The organism is Candidatus Zixiibacteriota bacterium (genome assembly GCA_019038695.1).
In the GTDB taxonomy this organism is placed as follows: domain Bacteria; phylum Zixibacteria; class MSB-5A5; order GN15; family FEB-12; genus B120-G9.
Window position 1 is genome coordinate 1 of sequence record JAHOYZ010000050.1, and the last position, 19,156, is coordinate 19,156.

At 49.9% G+C, this 19,156-nt stretch carries 9 protein-coding genes; 6 read left to right on the forward strand and 3 right to left on the reverse strand.

The features are described 5' to 3' along the window. Window positions 1-280 precede the first annotated feature (280 nt). From KOO62_12840 to KOO62_12850, 3 genes are all read right to left on the reverse strand, one after another. On the reverse strand, window positions 281-3,145 hold the full coding sequence (locus KOO62_12840; protein ID MBU8934867.1) for a T9SS type A sorting domain-containing protein: 2,865 nt from the start codon (window positions 3,143-3,145) through the stop codon (window positions 281-283). A 197-nt stretch (window positions 3,146-3,342) separates the two neighbouring features. Further along, window positions 3,343-3,876 carry a hypothetical protein gene (locus KOO62_12845; GenBank protein MBU8934868.1) on the reverse strand — a complete coding sequence of 178 codons (534 nt, stop codon included), beginning with the start codon at window positions 3,874-3,876 and terminating at the stop codon, window positions 3,343-3,345. Between the two features lie 15 nt (window positions 3,877-3,891). Continuing rightward, window positions 3,892-4,083, reverse strand: coding sequence for a hypothetical protein (locus KOO62_12850; GenBank protein MBU8934869.1), 192 nt, complete (start codon window positions 4,081-4,083; stop codon window positions 3,892-3,894). Window positions 4,084-4,613: 530 nt separating this feature from the next. On the opposite strand from KOO62_12850, the gene rsgA reads away from it, so the two are divergent. The 6 genes from rsgA to KOO62_12880 all read left to right on the forward strand — a co-directional run bounded on the left by rsgA (window position 4,614) and on the right by KOO62_12880 (window position 19,024). After that, window positions 4,614-5,705 carry a ribosome small subunit-dependent GTPase A gene (gene rsgA, locus KOO62_12855; protein ID MBU8934870.1) on the forward strand — a complete coding sequence of 364 codons (1,092 nt, stop codon included), beginning with the start codon at window positions 4,614-4,616 and terminating at the stop codon, window positions 5,703-5,705. A 122-nt stretch (window positions 5,706-5,827) separates the two neighbouring features. Beyond that, the gene (locus tag KOO62_12860) at window positions 5,828-7,903 is read left to right on the forward strand and encodes a right-handed parallel beta-helix repeat-containing protein (protein ID MBU8934871.1); all 2,076 of its coding nucleotides are present in this window, start codon (window positions 5,828-5,830) and stop codon (window positions 7,901-7,903) included. 424 nt (window positions 7,904-8,327) lie between these two features. Next, on the forward strand, window positions 8,328-10,370 hold the full coding sequence (gene uvrB, locus KOO62_12865) for an excinuclease ABC subunit UvrB (protein ID MBU8934872.1): 2,043 nt from the start codon (window positions 8,328-8,330) through the stop codon (window positions 10,368-10,370). Further along, window positions 10,371-11,384, forward strand: a complete 1,014-nt coding sequence (locus KOO62_12870) for a hypothetical protein (protein ID MBU8934873.1) — start codon at window positions 10,371-10,373, stop codon at window positions 11,382-11,384. It abuts the gene before it with no gap. Window positions 11,385-11,480: 96 nt separating this feature from the next. Next, the gene (locus tag KOO62_12875; GenBank protein ID MBU8934874.1) at window positions 11,481-12,287 is read left to right on the forward strand and encodes a prohibitin family protein; all 807 of its coding nucleotides are present in this window, start codon (window positions 11,481-11,483) and stop codon (window positions 12,285-12,287) included. 557 nt (window positions 12,288-12,844) lie between these two features. Beyond that, window positions 12,845-19,024, forward strand: coding sequence for a T9SS type A sorting domain-containing protein (locus tag KOO62_12880; GenBank protein ID MBU8934875.1), 6,180 nt, complete (start codon window positions 12,845-12,847; stop codon window positions 19,022-19,024). Window positions 19,025-19,156 lie beyond the last annotated feature (132 nt).

Genomic DNA, 19,156 nt, shown 5'->3' on the forward strand with positions numbered 1-19,156 from the left:
TGTGACTGTCGAAATTCAATTCTCGATAAGGCATTAGGTGTCTCCTTTGTGGGTCATTGAAAACTCTAGGATACACCTTTTGTCTTTTACACACTTCTAAAGATATTACCATTCGAACTCGTGGGTTCTTCAGGAAGATTGCGGAACTCGCTCTATATCACACCTTCGCCAGTCACCTGGTGATGAGCAATCGACAAGTTGTCATTCGGATAATAAAAAGAAACCGGCCACCCCTGTTAGAGATGGCCGGTGAGAAGAGTTCATGTGTAGTCGCAGATGGCTATTTCAGAAGCGTCATTTTCTTGGTTTCGGTTTTATCATCGGTTGACAATCGGTAGAAATAGATACCTGTGGCACGATCGGATGCATCCCATACGATGTTCTGGGTGGTGGATGCTTCCGCACTGCCTTCGAATCTTGCCACTTCCTGGCCGCTTACATTGTAGATGGTCAGGCTGTAATCAGATCCCTTCTGAAGAGTGAAACTGATGGTTGTGGTCGGATTGAAAGGGTTCGGGTAGTTCTGCAATAATCCGTAGCTGACTGGAACGCCCTGAAGCCGGGCCACAGTTGCAATCGCGATATCTTGGTGATTCATGTCGGATACAATCGCCGAAGTAACAACATACTGTCCGGGAATACGGATCAATTGCTGCTCTCCGGAGGAAATGATCTCACCACCATCCAGGTCGACCAGGCCGAGACTCAGACAGTTATCTTTCCATCCGCTTACCATATCCAGTTTGCCAGTCATAAGATTCTCAATGGGTCCCTGGCTGATGCCCGTCAATTCGAGTTGAATACCTCGAAGTGATACCGGACTGGACAACCATAGCATCGTAGCTCCGTCTTCAAACGATGCGTTGACACTGATTGCGCTGCTGATCTTGGCGGGGGGCTGGGTGCCACCCAGACATCCGCAGATCGGGGTAGAACCCGATTGGAAGAGGTAGTCCACCAGATAGGTCAAGTCAGCAATGTTGGGTCCCGTGCAGGTGCCGTTCAAGTCAGCCGAGTTCAATACACAAGGCGGTGTGCCATAGAGGAACAGGAAGGCGACCAACCGAGTAAGGTCGGCAATGTTCACTTCCCCATCTCCGTCAATATCTCCCGGCATGTATCCAGGAACATGAGTAGAGTCACGCCAGAACGAGAAACCCGGATTCACATCAATGTTATTAATGTCGGCAAAAAGCAACTGCCGCGATGGGTTATCCATCAGAGTTGTGTCCCAGCGCATGTGTGAACCAACCAGGCATTCCGCTGTTCCTGAGTTGAAGACAAGATTGAACACCGTGGTAGTGCCCGCTGGGATCATGTCTCCGAACGTGTTGGCCAGCGCTACATGGACGAAGCTTTCGTCGTTGTTGATTTCGGCAAACATGTAGTCCCAATCTGAGGTTACCAAGCCATCGAAGTTGATCGCATCGGCTGTAACCATTGCAGGAAGCCTGATAGGAATCGAAGCGCCTTTGATTGGTTGGGAAAGGCTAACCATAACAGGCTGCACCGCGCCGCAAAGCTGACCGACAAACACGGATGGGAAGATCAATGAGTCAGTTTCCGTACCCGCTTCGTTTACGGTCAAATGAACCGGTAAGCTGAGGGGGGAGTTGCCCACCTCAGAGGAGGAGATTGTTATCGTGTGCAAATATACGCCAGGAGTTAATCCGGTTACATCTATAAAGACCTCAACCGGGTTGGGAGTCCACATGCCCGTGGGATTTAAAGACATCCAATCCACGCTTTCCGAAACCTCGAACCAAACACTGCCGTCGTCGACTTCCCACACGTTGAAGGTTTGCATCGGAGGATTAACCCCCTCGGTAGCCGTAAACTGCAATGTATCGGGCTCCATATCCAACATATATGGTGGGACTGCTACAGTGAAGCAGTATGGGCCAGCCCAGGCAGGATATTCCGTACCACCTCCATTCATGGCCCACTGCCATGGACCGGAAGGCGGGAAAAAGGTGGAGTCGATACACACATGACCGCCTGCGTATGAGGCGTCAATTGGTCCGCAGCTAACTCGGAAGGGGATATCGTCGAAGCCGTCAACTATACCAGGGCCAGTCATGACCACACCCCAGAAACAAACGGTGTCTCCAAGAACGGGGATACCCATGTCCAGATCGAACTGTGTTCTGCCAATCGGACCAAGAGTATCACCAGAGACAGTGCCAAAATCGACACCATCAGGTGAGTAGATCCGGAAGCCGTTAGTGAAACCCTGAACGGCGCTTCCAGTGTTGTTTACAACACGCAGGTCGAAGTTGATTGGTGTTCCAGTAGCGATGGAATCTGTTCCGAACCCTCCGCCAACGGTATGCAAGGATATCTCAGCATCAGGTTCATCGACGATAGTGTAGCAGTAGGGTCCACCAAATGGTGGGCTATAAGCATTCTGGCCTTCAACCGACCAAACCCAGCGACCGGCTGGAGGGAAAAAGGCCGAATCGATACAAATTGTTTTGCCAATATCGCTGGCCTCAAATGATCCCAGTGAAATGGTATAGGCCACATCATCAAAACCGCTTGTCAAACCGGAATGAGTAAGCGTGAGCCCTCCGAAGGCTACCGTATCGGCCGGCGCGCCATCCACATTAATCCCATAACTGAACACGGCCAGATCAAACTGGTCAAATCCTAGTGTTCCGGTAGTGTCGATGCTTGTATAACTCCATTGGGCACCGTCTGGTGAATAGACTCTGAACCCATGCAAGATGCCGCTGGCATCATCCGACGTGTTGTTGGTCACTCTAATATGGAATTTGACCGGTCGTTCGATCGCAATCTGGGTTGGTGATACGGCACCGTCGACATGATCGAGTGATAGACTACCTTGTGGATAGAGGGCACAATCAACTCCCCCGGCGCAGGGGAGTGGCCCGCCCTGAAAGAGGTACGCCGTAAGATATGCGACATCACGCAAATCGATATCACCGCATATGTCCATATTGGCGGTAGATGGGTCCGGCGGCGCAGGACCGTTGTAGAACATGTAGTTTAGCAGGTAAACCATGTCACTGATGTTGATCACTCCGTCGGAATCAACATCTCCGCAATCTGCTCCCTGCGCGGTGATGGGCACCAACAACAACAGCAACCCGATTGCCATGAGGGCGGTGATGGTTCTCTTCATTGCATCCTCCTGTCGATAGGTTTTTGTAATATTACAAAGTCTTGATTTGGCACGTGTATTACCTAAATTCTTGAAGTCATATACAACATATGTCCTGTACTCTACTTTGTCAAGGTGAATGCTGAACGCGCGTTGGCGGAAGGAGTGATGTTATGTTAAGTTATGTACATACACCACCGCTATGGCCTATGTAAGTTCTATCTCAAGCTGGTGAGGGTGCGACGACAGATGTCACAGAAGCTGCTGTTTTTGTTGTCGATGTCGAGCATAATCCGGCTGAAATAGTTCACGCATTTCGAGTTGCGACACTCCGACAAATTGAACAGGTGTGCCATTTGATGAATGGCTTCTTTGTGCAGACGCGGGTAGATCTTGGAATCATCCTCAGGCAGACCATAGAACTCCTGCCGAAGGTGCCACAGGGAGACAACGGCGGTTCCTGAGAGCGTGTCGGAATGGCCAATTAGCGTGTTTACGTCGGGAAGATAGAGATCGTCTTCGCATACCCCTATCACTTTCTCACGCGTATTGGATTTGGTCCGCTCCAGCTTGGCAAGGATAACGGAAGCAAAGTATTGTCCTCGAATGACGTTTTTAGCTTCTTCCGGGAGTTTCATTCCCTTGAGGATATCTACTGAGTGGTTGAAGACAGGACCGATGTCGGCGGCCAGACGATTGACCATCATGAAATCAACTTCACCCAGAGGGACAACGACTATCTTTGGTTTCATTAAAGCCATAATGAATCAACCGGCGGTGAAAATCCGGTCGTTCGAGCCGGTGGGGGAGACGCGCACTGATGTTTTGGCGGTGCATTTGGGACACCAACCGACAAAGGCGTTGCCGCCCTTGTTGAGATAGATGCGCGAGTATACGCGACAGCATTTGAAGTACATGCCGATGAATGGTCGCCTGGGACCTTTGGGCTTCTGCTTCATTACGCTGCAATATTGGTAATTGAAGACAGAAAGGCAAGAGGGGACGTACAGCGTACGAGGTTTTGTGGGTGGAGCGCATAATAATTATGCCCAAACAAGTTTAAGCATGTCACCCAATTCGGGAAAACGGGCAATGCCCGCTAAACAAGTTCATACATGACACCCGATTTGGAACGCAGGCGATGTCTGTCAACGCCTGTATTATTGTTGACTTTTTTTACGATAGTTTGTAATATGAAGAATAATAGGATCACTGAACTACTCTTCCCGGAAGGAGGCGTAACAAAAATGACGGCCATTGTTTCACAAGTTGACGGGTTGTTATGCCCCGAAAGGGATCGTTGCTGATCAGGCACTATTAGACAAGACTGTGTTGCGGCTTCCGATCTCCGGAGGCCGTTTTTTGTTATAGTACGGCTGTGGGCACAACAACTGCCCGTGGCCGTTTTTCTGTTGATATCATCAGAAAACGCCAATACGACTGCCGTGTGACATGGCAGGAAACAGACTAATGAAACAGGAACGAAGCGATGAATTTGAATACACTTGGTTGGAATAGTTTTTTTAAGAAGAGTTTTGACAGTCTTGGTATTCAGGACTGGTTACCGGGTCGAGTAGCAAAGGAGCATCGTCAGGCATATCTTGTAGTTTGTGAACATGGAGAATACCGGGCGGAAGTGTCCGGACGGTTTGCTCACGAGACTTCGGGGCGGGGAGATTTTCCTACCGTAGGAGATTGGGTAGCGATATCGCCGCGTCCCGATGAATCGAAGGCGACTATCCACGCCATGCTTCCGCGACGTAGCAGTTTCTCGCGCAAAGCAGTACTGGCTGGTGGACCGGCCTATGGAGAATGCAAGACCGAGGAACAGGTGTTGGCGGCCAACGTTGATATTGTTTTCCTCGTTTGTGGATTGGATGGTGATTTCAATGTGCGTCGTCTGGAGCGATACCTGACTGTGGGCTGGGACAGCGGGGCGACTCCGGCGGTTATTCTCAGCAAGAGCGATCTTTGTTCCAACACTGACGAAGTAATGACCCAGGTGGAAGCGTCTGCGCCGGGCGTGCCGGTTTTTCTTACGAGCGTAATCGAAGGGAGCGGCATCGAAGATGTCCGGCGACATTTGTCTCCGGGACAAACGGGTGCGTTTTTGGGTTCTTCCGGGGTGGGTAAATCGACGATCATTAATGCCCTGCTCGGTGAGGAACATATGAGGATTCAGGCGGTGCGTGAGGATGACAGTCGCGGCAGGCATACTACGACGCATCGCGAGATGATCCTTGTGCCGGACGGCGCTATTGTTATTGACACCCCCGGACTACGAGAGATTCAACTCTGGGGGGATGAGAGTAGCCTTGAGAGATCGTTTGAAGATGTTGAGCAGTTGGGGCGACTATGTCGTTTTCGTGATTGTCGGCACAACGGCGAACCGGGCTGTGCGATTGCAGCGGCTCTGGATGACGGTACTCTCGACAGTGGACGTTATCAAAATTACCTGAAGATGCAAAAGGAGTTGCAGCATCTGGCACGACGACAAAATCAGAAAGCGAGTCTGGCCGAAAGAGCCAAATGGAAAAAGGTAACGCTGTACCAGAGGGATCTTAAGAAGAACCGGAAGTGATGTGCAATCTCCCGCTACCGATTATGTCGAATCACTTGACCAAAATGTCGATACGGTATATATTTGGTAGTACAGGTGACAATTGTTCGTTAGAGCGAAACCCCTGTTGCGGGAGTATCAAAATGTACATAACAGAAGGATCATTGGGTGGAGTTGTCTCCGGTCGCCCAAGAGGATTCCAAATTCGCGTTATGCTGATTGGGCTGCTTGGAATTGTGGCGCTTCTTACTGCGTTCGCGGCTGCCTCCGCAGCCGACGACCCGGGTGGAAAGGCCAGGCCTCTGGACGCTATTGAAAGTGCGAATTCTACTACTGGACAGAGCGAGCTGAGGGGCGATGGTGAGGGGTATTGCGACCCCCTGTTCTACCACGATACCATTCCGGCCTACATCTGGCGGATGCCACATATGTGGCCCGTCGAAATGTACTGCACACGGTTCAGTGCTGTTGGTGGCCCTAGGTACCCCGTCAAGGGGATGCGGATTTTGTTCTACAATGAAGTAATGGCCGGATCACCATCGATAAGGCTGTACCTGCTCACAGATAACGGGTGGGGGATGCCGGAGACGAAAATTGACTCGGTCGATGTTCCGCATGAGCAGATAGCAGACACTTCCTCTCTGGAATGGATCTCCGCGATCTTCCCGGCCGGACCTCATGATATTACCGAGGGAGATGATTTCCATCTTGGTTGGGCGATTATCGGCGGTCCCGGTGATACTCTGGCCAGTGTGTCCGATGAGGGTCTGGGTCCCCATGCGGGCGAAGGGCGTTCTTCATATAGGGATGGGGGCACGTGGTTTCCAATGGAGTTTTGGGCTGCGGCGGACGTCGTGATGATGATCGAAGCCTATCGTTGTGATCCGGATCATGTGCCCTCAACGATTCTCGTACCCGACCATTTCGCTTCCATTGGAGAGGCCGCCGCTGCCGCTGAGGATGGTGACACGGTTCTGGTCGCGCCCGGTCTATATTCCGGACCCAACAACCGCAACATAGGTATGGGGGAGGGGGGAATTGTCATTAAGTCCGAAGATGGCCCCGAAACGACGATTATTGATTGTGAAGGTGATCTCGGCATCAACCGCAGGGCCTTTTCCATGGGCACCTACATTAGCAACCCCAGTGTAGTCGAGGGTTTTACTATCAGAAACGGCAGCGATGGAGCGATTGCAGTCAACACAAGACAGTCGATAATCCGCAATTGTATCTTTCGTGACAATTCCGGCGACTACGGTAGTGTCCTTCGGCTCATTCCTTACGGTACCGGCGTTCCGGTGATCGATTCATGTCTTTTCGTGGGCAACGAGTCGGGAGGGCGCGGAGCCATTTATCTACAGCACCATCCCGGTGTCGAGTTAACTAACTGTACGATGTACGACAATGCTGCCGGCGTGATTTACATGGACACGTCTATTCTGCATATCCGCAATTGCCTCATAGCCTACAATCAAGCCGGTTGGCCGATTTACACCGACCGGGGACCAGACCCGGACCTGCATTCCACTAACATTTTCGGTAATGTGACTGGTGACTGGGCAGGAGAATTGGCTGCGCAATTGCTTGTTGAAGGCAATATGTCGCTTCCGCCGTCATTTTGTGATACCGCCGTGGGTGACTTGCATATCGACTCGCTTTCGCCTTGTGCCGCGAATAGTGTCCTCAACCAGTCCGGTCATCTCATAGGTTACTATGGCCCTGCCTGTCGGGTGTGTGATGATGTCGATTTTGACCTCGTCTGCGAATATGCTGATAATTGCCCAGGGGAATACAATGCCGACCAGAGCGATATGGATGGTGACGGCATCGGTGATGCTTGCGATACCTGTACTGACACAGACGGGGATGGTTTTGGTGACCCTGGTTATCCAACGAATACGTGTGCTATCGATAACTGCCCGGATTCGGCCAATCCCGATCAGACCGACACGGACGAAGATGGTATCGGTGATGTTTGCGACGGCTGCTGCAACGGTGACGGACTACGCGGCAACGTTGACGGTATCACCGATTCCGGTGGTGACATTGATATAGCTGACCTGACTTACTTAGTTGCCTATCTGTTTACCGGAGGACTGCCACCTCCATGCATAGAGGAAGGTGACACAGACGGCAATGGCGAAATCAATATAGCTGACCTGACGTATCTGGTTTCGTACATGTTCACTGGTGGCCCACCACCAGCAGCGTGTCCGTAGCAGCATTTGATTCCGCATTTGTAGGTTAGAACCCTTTGCGGTCCTGATAATTGCGTTTGTTGTCAGGTTGCAAGCAATCACGACCAAGACCGGCAGGAGCGCAGGGCTCCTGCCCTACAAGACTACACTGCAGAAAAGTCACTTATGGTATGCGACCAAAGGGATAAGAAAACGGCTACCTCTCAATGCAGAGGTGGCCGTTTTTCTTGCTCGGATTCTTGTGCACATCCACGCTTATGTCATGTTGCAAGCAACCATAATTTACAGAACCAGCATAGCTTTTGCAGTGCCACAGGATTAGTTGCCCACCCGACGCCTATGTCTTTGGGTAAAGTACAATGACAGCAAATAACCCGTGAAGCGGGTTTGTGATTGATTGGTTGCGTTGATTGCATATATTACTTCTTCAAACGTCTAAGAGGTGATGACAATTGTGAGTACATCCATACCCGTGACAGATTCCCGGCCTGCTTTTGAGTTGCAGTCTACATACGCACCCAAAGGAGACCAACCACAAGCTATCAAGGAATTGCTCGAAGGCATACACTCCGGGAGCAAGCATCAGACATTACTTGGCGTTACCGGGTCGGGCAAAACTTTCACAATGGCCAATGTTATAGCCCAATTGGGGCGACCAACACTAGTGCTTTCTCATAATAAAACACTAGCGGCTCAGTTGTATGGAGAGTTGAAAGCCTTCTTCCCCAATAATGCCGTCGAGTTTTTTGTCAGCTATTACGACTACTACCAGCCTGAGGCCTATTTGCCGACCACCGACACGTTCATCGAAAAAGATACTCAAGTGAATGAGGACATCGACCGCCTCCGTCTCCGGGCAACAGCCTCGTTGCTGGAACGGGATGATGTCGTTATTGTGTCGTCGGTCTCATGTATCTATGGCCTTGGTTCACCGACCGAATACAAACGGCAGTATCTTCTGTTGACCAAGGGGCAAGGGATTGATCGTGATGACGTTATCCGTAAATTTATCAGTATTCACTATACTCGCAACGATATAGACTTTACGCGTGGCCATTTCCGAGTGCGCGGTGATACTATCGAACTCATCCCGGCGTACCATGAGAGCGCTATCCGTATTCAGTTCTATGGCGATGAAGTCGAGAGTTTGACTGTGATTGATCCATTGACCGGTGAGGTTCTGAAAGAGCTTGATCGTATCGCAATCTATCCAGCCAAGCATTTTGTGACATCGCCTGAGCAACTGAAGGAAGCCATAGTCACAATCAAAGCCGAATTGGATGAACGTCTGATCGAGTTCCGTAACCAGGACAAACTGCTGGAGGCGCAACGCCTGGATATGCGCACCAGGTATGATTTGGAGATGCTTCAGGAGATTGGCTACTGCTCTGGGATCGAGAATTACTCTCGTCATCTGGCTGGGCGCAAACCGGGGGAGAGGCCGTTTACGCTGATAGATTTTTTTCCTGACGATTTCCTGACTATTATCGACGAGTCGCATCAATCTATTCCGCAGGTGCGGGGTATGTTCGCCGGTGATCGCAGCCGCAAAGAAGTGTTGGTCGAGCATGGCTTCAGATTGCCCTCGGCGCTGGACAATCGGCCCCTGTTTTTTGATGAGTTTGAACAGTTGCTAAATGAGCGAGTTTATGTCTCGGCAACTCCGGCCGACTACGAGCTTGAGAAATGTGGAGGGGTGGTGGTTGAGCAGGTAATCAGGCCTACCGGTTTGCTCGATCCCGAAATAGTCGTCAGGCCGCTGGGCACCCAGGTAGATGATCTTCTGGAGAAAGCCAAGAAGCGGGCAGCCAAGGGAGAGCGAGTGCTGGTTACGACACTAACAAAGCGGATGGCTGAGGACTTGACCGATTATATGAATAAGGCGGGGTTACGGGTGCGTTACCTGCACAGCGATGTCAAAACCATTGACCGGACAGCGATTATCCGTGATTTGCGTTTAGCGGAGTTTGACGTGCTGGTAGGAGTGAACCTGTTGCGAGAGGGGCTGGATCTGCCCGAGGTTTCGTTAGTGGCGATTCTTGATGCCGACAAGGAGGGTTTTCTCCGCAGTGGCCGTTCGCTTATTCAGACCGTCGGTCGAGCGGCTCGGAACAAGAACGGATCGGTGATTCTATACGGCGATAAGATTACCAACTCGATGCGCCAGGCGATAGATGAGACCAACCGTCGGCGGCATAAACAGATGGCTTACAACCTGGAACACAACATTAACCCGGAGACAATTTTCAAGACCCGTGATGAGATTCTTCGCTCAACGCAGTTTGCCGACTCAAAGACTATTGAGGATAAAGCCTTTGACAAACCCAGTAGTTTTGCCCGCATGAGCATGGAGGACCAACTGGCCTTCATGCTTCAGGCAATGAAAAAGGCGGCTGATAATCTCGATTTTGAAACGGCCATGTTGATTCGGGATGAGATCAACCAGATGAAGTCTGACCTGAAAGTGAAGACAAGGAAAAGGAAGTAGATGGAACAAAGCTACGGAAAACGATTTGGGTATTACTGCCTCGCAGTTGTTCTTGTTTCAATAGGGTTGCTGATGGTGGCTGGTTGTGAGGAGAAAGAAGTACCCTATGTCAAGGATACCGAGATACTGGAACGCTACATCTACGAAACGGAAGAAGGCCGAGATCTTTTCCGCACCGACAATCTCTTTCTTGAGGATGAATATACAATTCCTTTTGATTCGGCTGTTTACAAGACGATTGTCGATTCGACGCACAGAGATATAGAACTCGAAATTTTCGTAGATACGGCCAAGTATGACAGCCTTCGTCATTTCTGGTACCGGACTACCCATGAGTACTCATACCCCGTTCTGAATGGGACATACTGGGATGCTGAAGCGATCATTGACGATCGTTTCTTCGTTCGAACGCTGCGCATATTCGGTAGTGACACAACTGAGACGGCCGAAGAGCGAGTAGTCACCCGCTACGGGTTTTTTGTCAAGATTGGTAGCGACAACCGGCCATACCTCGGGTGGAGATTATGGGGTTTCAACGGTGGTGCGCCGAATTCGCCGGGGCAAATGGAGGTCCGATCAGAAGATGGCGCGGTATTTCGCGGAGATAATCTTGGCTATGACAATTTCCGCTATATCATTCACTGGGAAAATTACTCTACGGGGGACACAACGACACAAGCCGGAGGCAGCAATCATATCTACCTCCGGACGGATGAACTCGGAGTCATCGAGGACGGTTCATGGTTGTATCTGAATAGCAGCTATGTCCGCAATCAATCGTATTACCAAACTGTTTCGGCTGCTACAGATGGTGGTTTCCGGCTCCAGATGATGAATCGTTCGGACAGTTCGCATTATGTGGATACTGTAAAGACACCCGATAACAACCCCCGTATCTGGAATTTATTGTTTTTTCAGGAGTGGCAGCGTTATAATATTCCAGGCAATCCCCCCCCCGATACCATTGGTACCAATTGGTATGGCTGGTGTGTGCCATATCGGGTTCCTCAATAGCCCCTCCGATTTTTTCACTTTTAGTTGAATCACGTTTGAGGCTTCTGGTATATGTCAGTAGACTATGGAATATTAACTCTGACGGAGGACAGGATTATGAAGGCGTTACACACGGTCGCTATTTTGATGATAGTGGCAATGGGATTGGGATCGATGGGCTGCGGCACACAGATTCCTTCGGGGCACCGGGGAGTATTTTTTGCCAAGTTTGGTGATGGGACTGAGATGGGTAAAATCTACACCGAGGGATTCAACTGGCACTTGCCCTGGAATAACATGCTGGTGTACAAGATACAGACCCAGGAACGAAAGGAATCCATCCAGGTGCTTTCATCTGATGGAGCGACGATCAAGATGGAGATGTCGATTCTTTACCGGCCGACAATGAACAGGATTGATTCGTTACAGATAACAATCGGACCATCCTACTACGATGTAAAAGTGGCTCCGACTGTAAGGGGAATCGCTCGAACGGCTGCTGGCAGATACACACCGGAGGAAATCTACTCAACCAAACGTGATGAACTGAAGGCGGCGATCGTAGATGGTCTGACCACTGAGATGGCTCAGCATTTTATTCAGATTCAGGATATTCTGGTGCGTAATGTGCAGATACCGGCCCGGATCAGCGAGGCGATTGACTTCAAACTGACCGCCGATCAGGAAGCGCAGAAGATGGAGTTCACGATTGCCAAGGAGAAACTGGAGGCGGAGCGCAAACGGATCGAGGCCAAAGGTATTTCCGATTTCCAGAAGATTGTCTCGGCGGGGATAACAAACTCGCTGTTGAAATGGAAAGGGATCGAGGCCACTCTCAAGATAGCCGAATCGCCGAACACAAAGGTGATTGTGATTGGCAACGATGCCGGTTCCCTGCCGGTGATTCTGGGAGGGGATAAGTAGAGCAGTAGGATTATCAATCCAGCAGGTGCTGGAAACCAGCAGACATAGTCTGTTTTCAGGCAGGAGCAATAGCTCCTGCCTTTATTATTATTAGTTTCGTGAAGCAGGTTTTGCGGGTCAGAATTGGACCGAGAATATGTCTCCCGATTCCGGACGGAAGGATATCTGAGCAAAGTAGAGCACAATCTGTCGGTGGACTTTCATAATAGTGATAGTTGAGTGCAGCTTCCATTAAAAAAGAATCGTAAATAACAGGGAGTCAGGCAGTTAAGTAATTGGCCCGATTCTTGCGTTGAACGCCTGCAGACCATTAGGCCTTGACATGGGAGTGGAACGCACTATATTGTTATGGTTACTGAAAGTTACATACTTGTTACTTCTGAGTTCTTTCACCTGCATCCTGTTAGGACGCTGGCTATAGACACTGCAAATATTGCGGTGACGGGGTTTTTTAACACCTTCGCTGCTCATAATATAGAAACGACCTTCGGCGGACATAGTTCTGCCGCAAGAATGTGTATAGGTGACTTGGGTCACTACCACTGTGTGGAGGAAGAATGAGACGCTTTCGTTTTCTTGGGTTTTCCATAATTCTGTTGCTCCTATTTTCATTAACGACAGTGCTGGCTGGTGATGGTGGCTCGCTGAGTTCTCAGGACCCAACCACTGATGTTAGTAACGGTGACCCGACGAATGATCAAGACCCAGCTCCTGAGGGTGATGACGAACCCAAATGCCCACCAGATGTTCCGACTGATACATTCTACATCTGTTTGGGTGATGCCATCTATGATACGCTCATTTATGAGTTTGATGATATGGGTAGCCCCTCAATCAGCCTGGCTATCCATGATGGACCGGGCGAGCTTACCTGGGAGGTCACCGACAAGCTGTACGGATATTACAGCTATACACCCGTGACTGATGGGACTATCCACGTAGAGTATTTAGTGGTAGACCCGTTGGGGGATTCGACCTATAACTTGCACGAATATGTGATCTATGTCGATGAACCACCGCTCTTTGAAGACCAGTATGGATCGGCCAAATTATGTCGTACGGGTGATACACGACTGTTCCAGGTTATCGCAGATGATCCCGAGGCTACTCCTTTGACCTTCGAATTGCTCTCCGTGTTTGGCGACTTGAGTTCCGTTTCCGGCTGGCTGGCCTATGTACCCGATACCAGCGGAGTGTACACATTTGAAATAGCAGTATACGATGACTGCAACACCGTTATGGCGACGGTGTACGATACAATCAGGATGAATACTCACCCGGAAATGGTCACGGATGATACTACAATCTACGCCTGTGGTCCGGGCGAAATCTGTTTTGATATCGACATGTTCGACTTTGATGGGGACCCCGTTTGGGTGGAACAATCAAGTGGTCCGGGGACTCTTACCCAGATCGATGCCGATACCTGGCGGCAATGCTTTGAGGCCGGTATTGAAGACTCGGTTACGTATACATTTCATTACATATATGATAATGAATGTACTCCGTACGGTCTAGATCTGCCATCGACCGACCCAAAGTGTCTGACGGACTCCTTGCGCGTTACGGTTATTTTCACTGATCCCCCTGTGATTATCTGCCCGGAAGCGAAGGAGTACGTAATCTGCGATGTGGAGACGTTCTGCTTTGACATTGTGGTAGAGTCGGCAGGGGCTGGCGAGTTGAGTTACAATATCCTCTCGGACAATGCTACTATCGACGGATTGACGGTGTGCCTGGTTGCCGATGCAACAGCCGAGTTCGATATCGTTATTGAAGTGGTCGATATCTGCGGCAAGGCCGACACCTGCACCGTGCCGATCTCAGTTGAACTCAATCAGCCGCCTTACGTGAATCTGGCGAGTGATTTTGAAGTCACGGTCTGTGTGACCGAGACGATCTGCTTCGACGCCTTTGTAGGTGATGTTGATTTGAATCTGAATAGTGATAGTGTTGTGGCCGGTTTTGGCTACTATGATTCAGAAACTGATCGAATCTGTTTTGTAGCTGACACCGCCGGGGTGTACACCCTGGTTCTTACGGCCACTGATTCGTGTGGCCTGTCGGCGACCGACACAACTCTTGTTACGGTCGTACGGCCTCCTGACCCTGAGGTGAACCTGCCTGAAGATTTCACGGTTAATATGTGTGGCGAGACTACTATCTGTATGGATGCCGAGATAATTGCGGACAGCATTCACTCGATTACTGTTTTCGGCTCAGGTTACTATGACACTCTTACCAGCCAATTGTGTTTCGATCCCGATACTGCCGGTATCTACACGATAATACTTGAAGTGGTTGGCGAGTGCACCGATCTGGCTGTGAGCGATACGGTCGATGTGACGGTGATATTCCCTCCGAGTCCGTTTGTAGATCTGGGTGCTGATTTTGCGCGTAACATGTGTACTCCGGAAGAGATTTGTGTTGATGTTACCACTATTGAAATTTATGAGACCTTTGAAGTTAGCAGTTTTGCTGTTTTCAATCCGAGTAACCGGCAGATATGTTTCACGCCCGATACTTCCGGAATATATACGCTAGTTGCTATAGTGACAGATTCGTGCGAGATGAGTGCTTCGGATACTGTACTGATTACTGTTGACCTGAACAATGCTCCGATAATTTCACACATGCCGGACACATCTCTATATCTCTGTTATCCGCAGGAAATCTGTCTGGATGTCACAATTGTGGACCCTGATGGTGATCTCGACACAGTTTATGTTAATCAAGGCACCTATGACAATGTCAATGAGCAGTTCTGTTTTATGCCCTTCAGCGGCGGGACCTATGAGTTAATCATCACGGCCAAAGATACATGCGGCAATATCACTGAAGATACAGCCGTGGTTACGATTGAAACAGATGAAGGTATCTCTTTTGAGTGTCCCAACGATACTACGGTGTTTACCTGCTCACTGGAGGATACATTCTGCTTTGACTTTGATGCTGAGGGAATCCCGGAGGGTGCTCAGATTGATGTCACCGGGATCGGAACCTGGTATGACTCACTCAACCAGCAGATATGTTTTTCAAGCGAATGTTCCAATACAAACCTGATTACGGTCACTGTTACTACACCCTGTGACGAATATACGTGTAGTTTCACGGTCACAGTTGTGTGCAACAGGGATCCCCTCGTGATTCTGCCACCCGACACGAGTATTTCTTCCTGCGAAGCTGTTGAGGTCTGTGTGCCGGTAGGAATCAGCGATCCTGATGACAACCTGGTAAGTGTAGGCGTATTTGACTCAAATGGAGACCCGTTTGGGACCTATAACCCCTTCACGGGCTTGGTTTGCTTCCTACCCGATACCGTCGGCGTGTACACAATTACAGTTATCGCGACAGATGCCTGCGATGCGACTGATAGTGATGTAATATTGATCTCTGTTCTTGGTAATAGTCCGCCAGAAATAGATGTGGTCACTTCCGATATAGTCTATGATCAGTGTGAGCCTGAAGAGATCTGCTTGCAAGTGGACGTCATCGATATTGACGGCAACCTCGACACAATCTATGCCATCGAAGGTGGCGTTTACAATGGCGAGACTGGTGAGGTTTGCATCATGCCTGATGGTTCGGGCACGTTCTGTGGAGCGGTGATTGCTGTCGATGTGTGTGGATTGGTCGATACCGCCTTTTTCTGTGTAACGGTGGAAACCGGTAATTACGTATACATTGAGTGTGATATTCCCGAGCCGTATACGTTCGATCTCTGTACCGCTCAGGAAGTTTGTGTCCCGCTGGCTATCACTGGCAGTGGCTATACGATTGAGACAAGCCATGGCAGTACCTGGGCCAATGACCAGCTCTGTTTCCCGGCCGACACCGCCGGAACCTACATCTTCACGGTCGTCGGTACTGCCGAGTGCAACTCTGACACCTGTGTTGTCCCTGTAATTGTGACAATTGCCGAGCCGGTTGACATTGTATGTCCGGATGATACAACAATCCCACTCTGTGAGCCAAGCACGACTTGTTTTCCGTTTAGCATCACCGGACCCTACAACGATATTTCAGTGAATGATGATGGCGGTGCCTACATTGACGGCATGACAGTTTGTGTCCCGTTTGATGAACCGGGAGTGAAAACAATAACATTGACTGCTTCCGGCGATTGTGGGACTGATGTGTGTGAGTTCACTGTGACTGCGAATTTCAATTCCCCCCCGACAATCTCCGTTACCGGAATTCCTCCGGACACTGTCTGCGAATTGACTGAGATTTGTCTACCAGTTACGGCCTTTGATGTCGATGGCAATCTGGACCCTGATAGTATCTCAAGTCCGCAAGGTGAAATCAGAATTGATGGAGATACTCTGGTTTGCTTTACGCCTGACTCTTATGGTACTCACCAGATAGAGGTTATTGCCATTGATGACTGCGGCGAGAAGGCGGCTGATACGGTTGAAGTAGTTATTGTGGAGGGTGTCAGCGCTACGATCAGTGATCCCAATCCGCTGACGGACACTACCATCTGCGGACCCGAAACGATCTGTCTCTCCGCACCGGTTTGGCCCGACAACGCAATCGTAACCTTGACAGAAGAAGGTATCTACGATCCTGCTACTGGACAGGTGTGCATCCCTGTTTCCGAAAGCAGGACTTATAACATTAGAATGATCGCTCAAGCTCTTTGCGGATCTGACACCAGTGATTTTGCAATCGAGGTTACTTTATCTGAGGCACCTGTGGTAAGTTGTCCTGGCAGTATCGACACTGTGCTCTGTTTCGTCGAACCCCAGACTCTGTGCTATCCGGTTACAGTAACGGGAACCGATGTGAGTGTGAGGGTTGAATCGGAGCCACACGGCGGTTCGTACGATGGTGATTCGGTTTGTATAGATATTACTGGACCAGGCACTTACGAAATTGACGTTATCGCTGATGGTTTCTGTGGCTCTGATACATGCCATACCAGCATAACTGTCACGGCCGATCAGGTGCCGACTCTGACGCTGCCCTCTTTCCAGACATTCACCCGTTGTCTGGACAATCCCGACAGTATTTGTCTGGATGGTATCGTGGCCACTGATGATGAATCGGTAGTGACTTTGACAATGACAATGGCCTGTGACACGGGTGTATTCACCCTGACCGATCCGGGTAGCGGCACTGTTTGTTTCCTACCCGACAGGTTTGGCATCTATGAGTTCTGCTTCACTGTAGAAGATGATTGCCATACGATAGACAGCTCGTTTGAGGTCGAGGTGCTTCAGGAAGAAGACTGTGATCTTTGTATCGAAATCTGGATGGATACTGACAGCTGTTCGGTGGTTGGTGTTCATCATGATGTAAAGATGTACATCGACACCAAGGTGCCAATCGGTGGCTTTGATCTACTGCTGTCCTATGATGTTTCCGCCTTGACGCTCGTTCCCAATCTCACTACGGAGGGGACCGTAATTGAGGGCTGGGAGTATTTCACGTATGACAACGATAGCCCTACTGGTCATCTTCGTCTGGTCGGCCTTGCTGAAACAAATAATGGACCGTACCATCCATCGGAAGAGGATTTATTGCCCAACGGTTTGTTTATGGTAATGACGTACTATATTAAGAATGATCAGAATCTTGGTGATCAGTACCTGCCAATCAACTTCATCTGGTTCGATTGTGGCGATAATGCTTTCTCTGGCCCGCTCGGCAACAACCTGTATTACGATACTCGGATATACGATGCTTATGGTGAATTGATCTGGGATGAAAATGATGACATCACATACCCGGAAGAGGACCGTAGTGGGCCAGGCTTTGAAAGAAGAGGCACACCTGATTGGTGCATACAGGATGAGGAAGGTAAGCCGAGCCCGATTCGTTGTGTAGAGTTCCATAACGCTGCAATTTGTGTGATTCACCCAGACTCGATTGATGATCGCGGCGACATCAACCTTAACGGTGTGGCCTATGAAATTGCAGACGCGGTGGTATTTTCGAACTACTTCATCTACGGCCTGAGCGCTTTTACTGTGAACGTAGCTGGCCAGATCGCCGCCTCTGATGTCAACGCCGATGGCTTGACCCTAAGTGTGGGCGATTTGGTTTATCTGATCAGGGTTATCATTGGCGACGCCGATCCGATTCCGAAGATAGGACCTTTACAAGCGAACGTGACGGTCTCGACCGCGACTGAGCATAACCTTCTAACGGTAGCCACTGATGCAGAAGCTGATATCGGGGCCGTATACGTAGTTTATGATATAGCTGACGAATTGGTGATTGACGACGTTGGCTTGGGCAGTGACGCCGGGGGCATGGACCTCATGTGGGGCATCGTTGATGGTCAGCTCAAGGTGTTGGTTTATAGTCTGGGCACCGAAGCTGTCGAATCCGGTATACGAACCATATTGGAGATTCCCGTCAGTGGTGATGGCTCCGTTAGTATAAGCCACGTTGAAGTTGTCGATTATCAGGGAAGGCCATATACAGTGGCTGGCAAAGCGGGAGCATTGCCGAGCGACTTTACTCTGAGACAGAACTATCCGAACCCGTTTAATCCGACAACGACGATCAGTTTTGATCTGCCGGCGCGAAGCGAATGGACAATTGAAATATATAGCATTACCGGTAGCCTTGTACGCGGTTTCAGCAATACGGCCGAGGCTGGGATGGTCAGTTTCGAATGGGACGGCACATCACAGTCTGGTGACAAGGTAGCCTCGGGTGTCTACTTCTACCGTCTGCAGGCAGGCGATTTCAGCGAGACCCGGAAGATGGTCCTGCTAAAGTAAGTAATCTCGAAAAATATTCTAATAGAACACCCGGAGGCTTCAAAGGCTTCCGGGTGTTTTGTTATGTGTGCTTGCTTGGTAATGTCAAGAGTTGTGTGTAAAAGTGTGTATCCATATTATTCATGCTGCTTT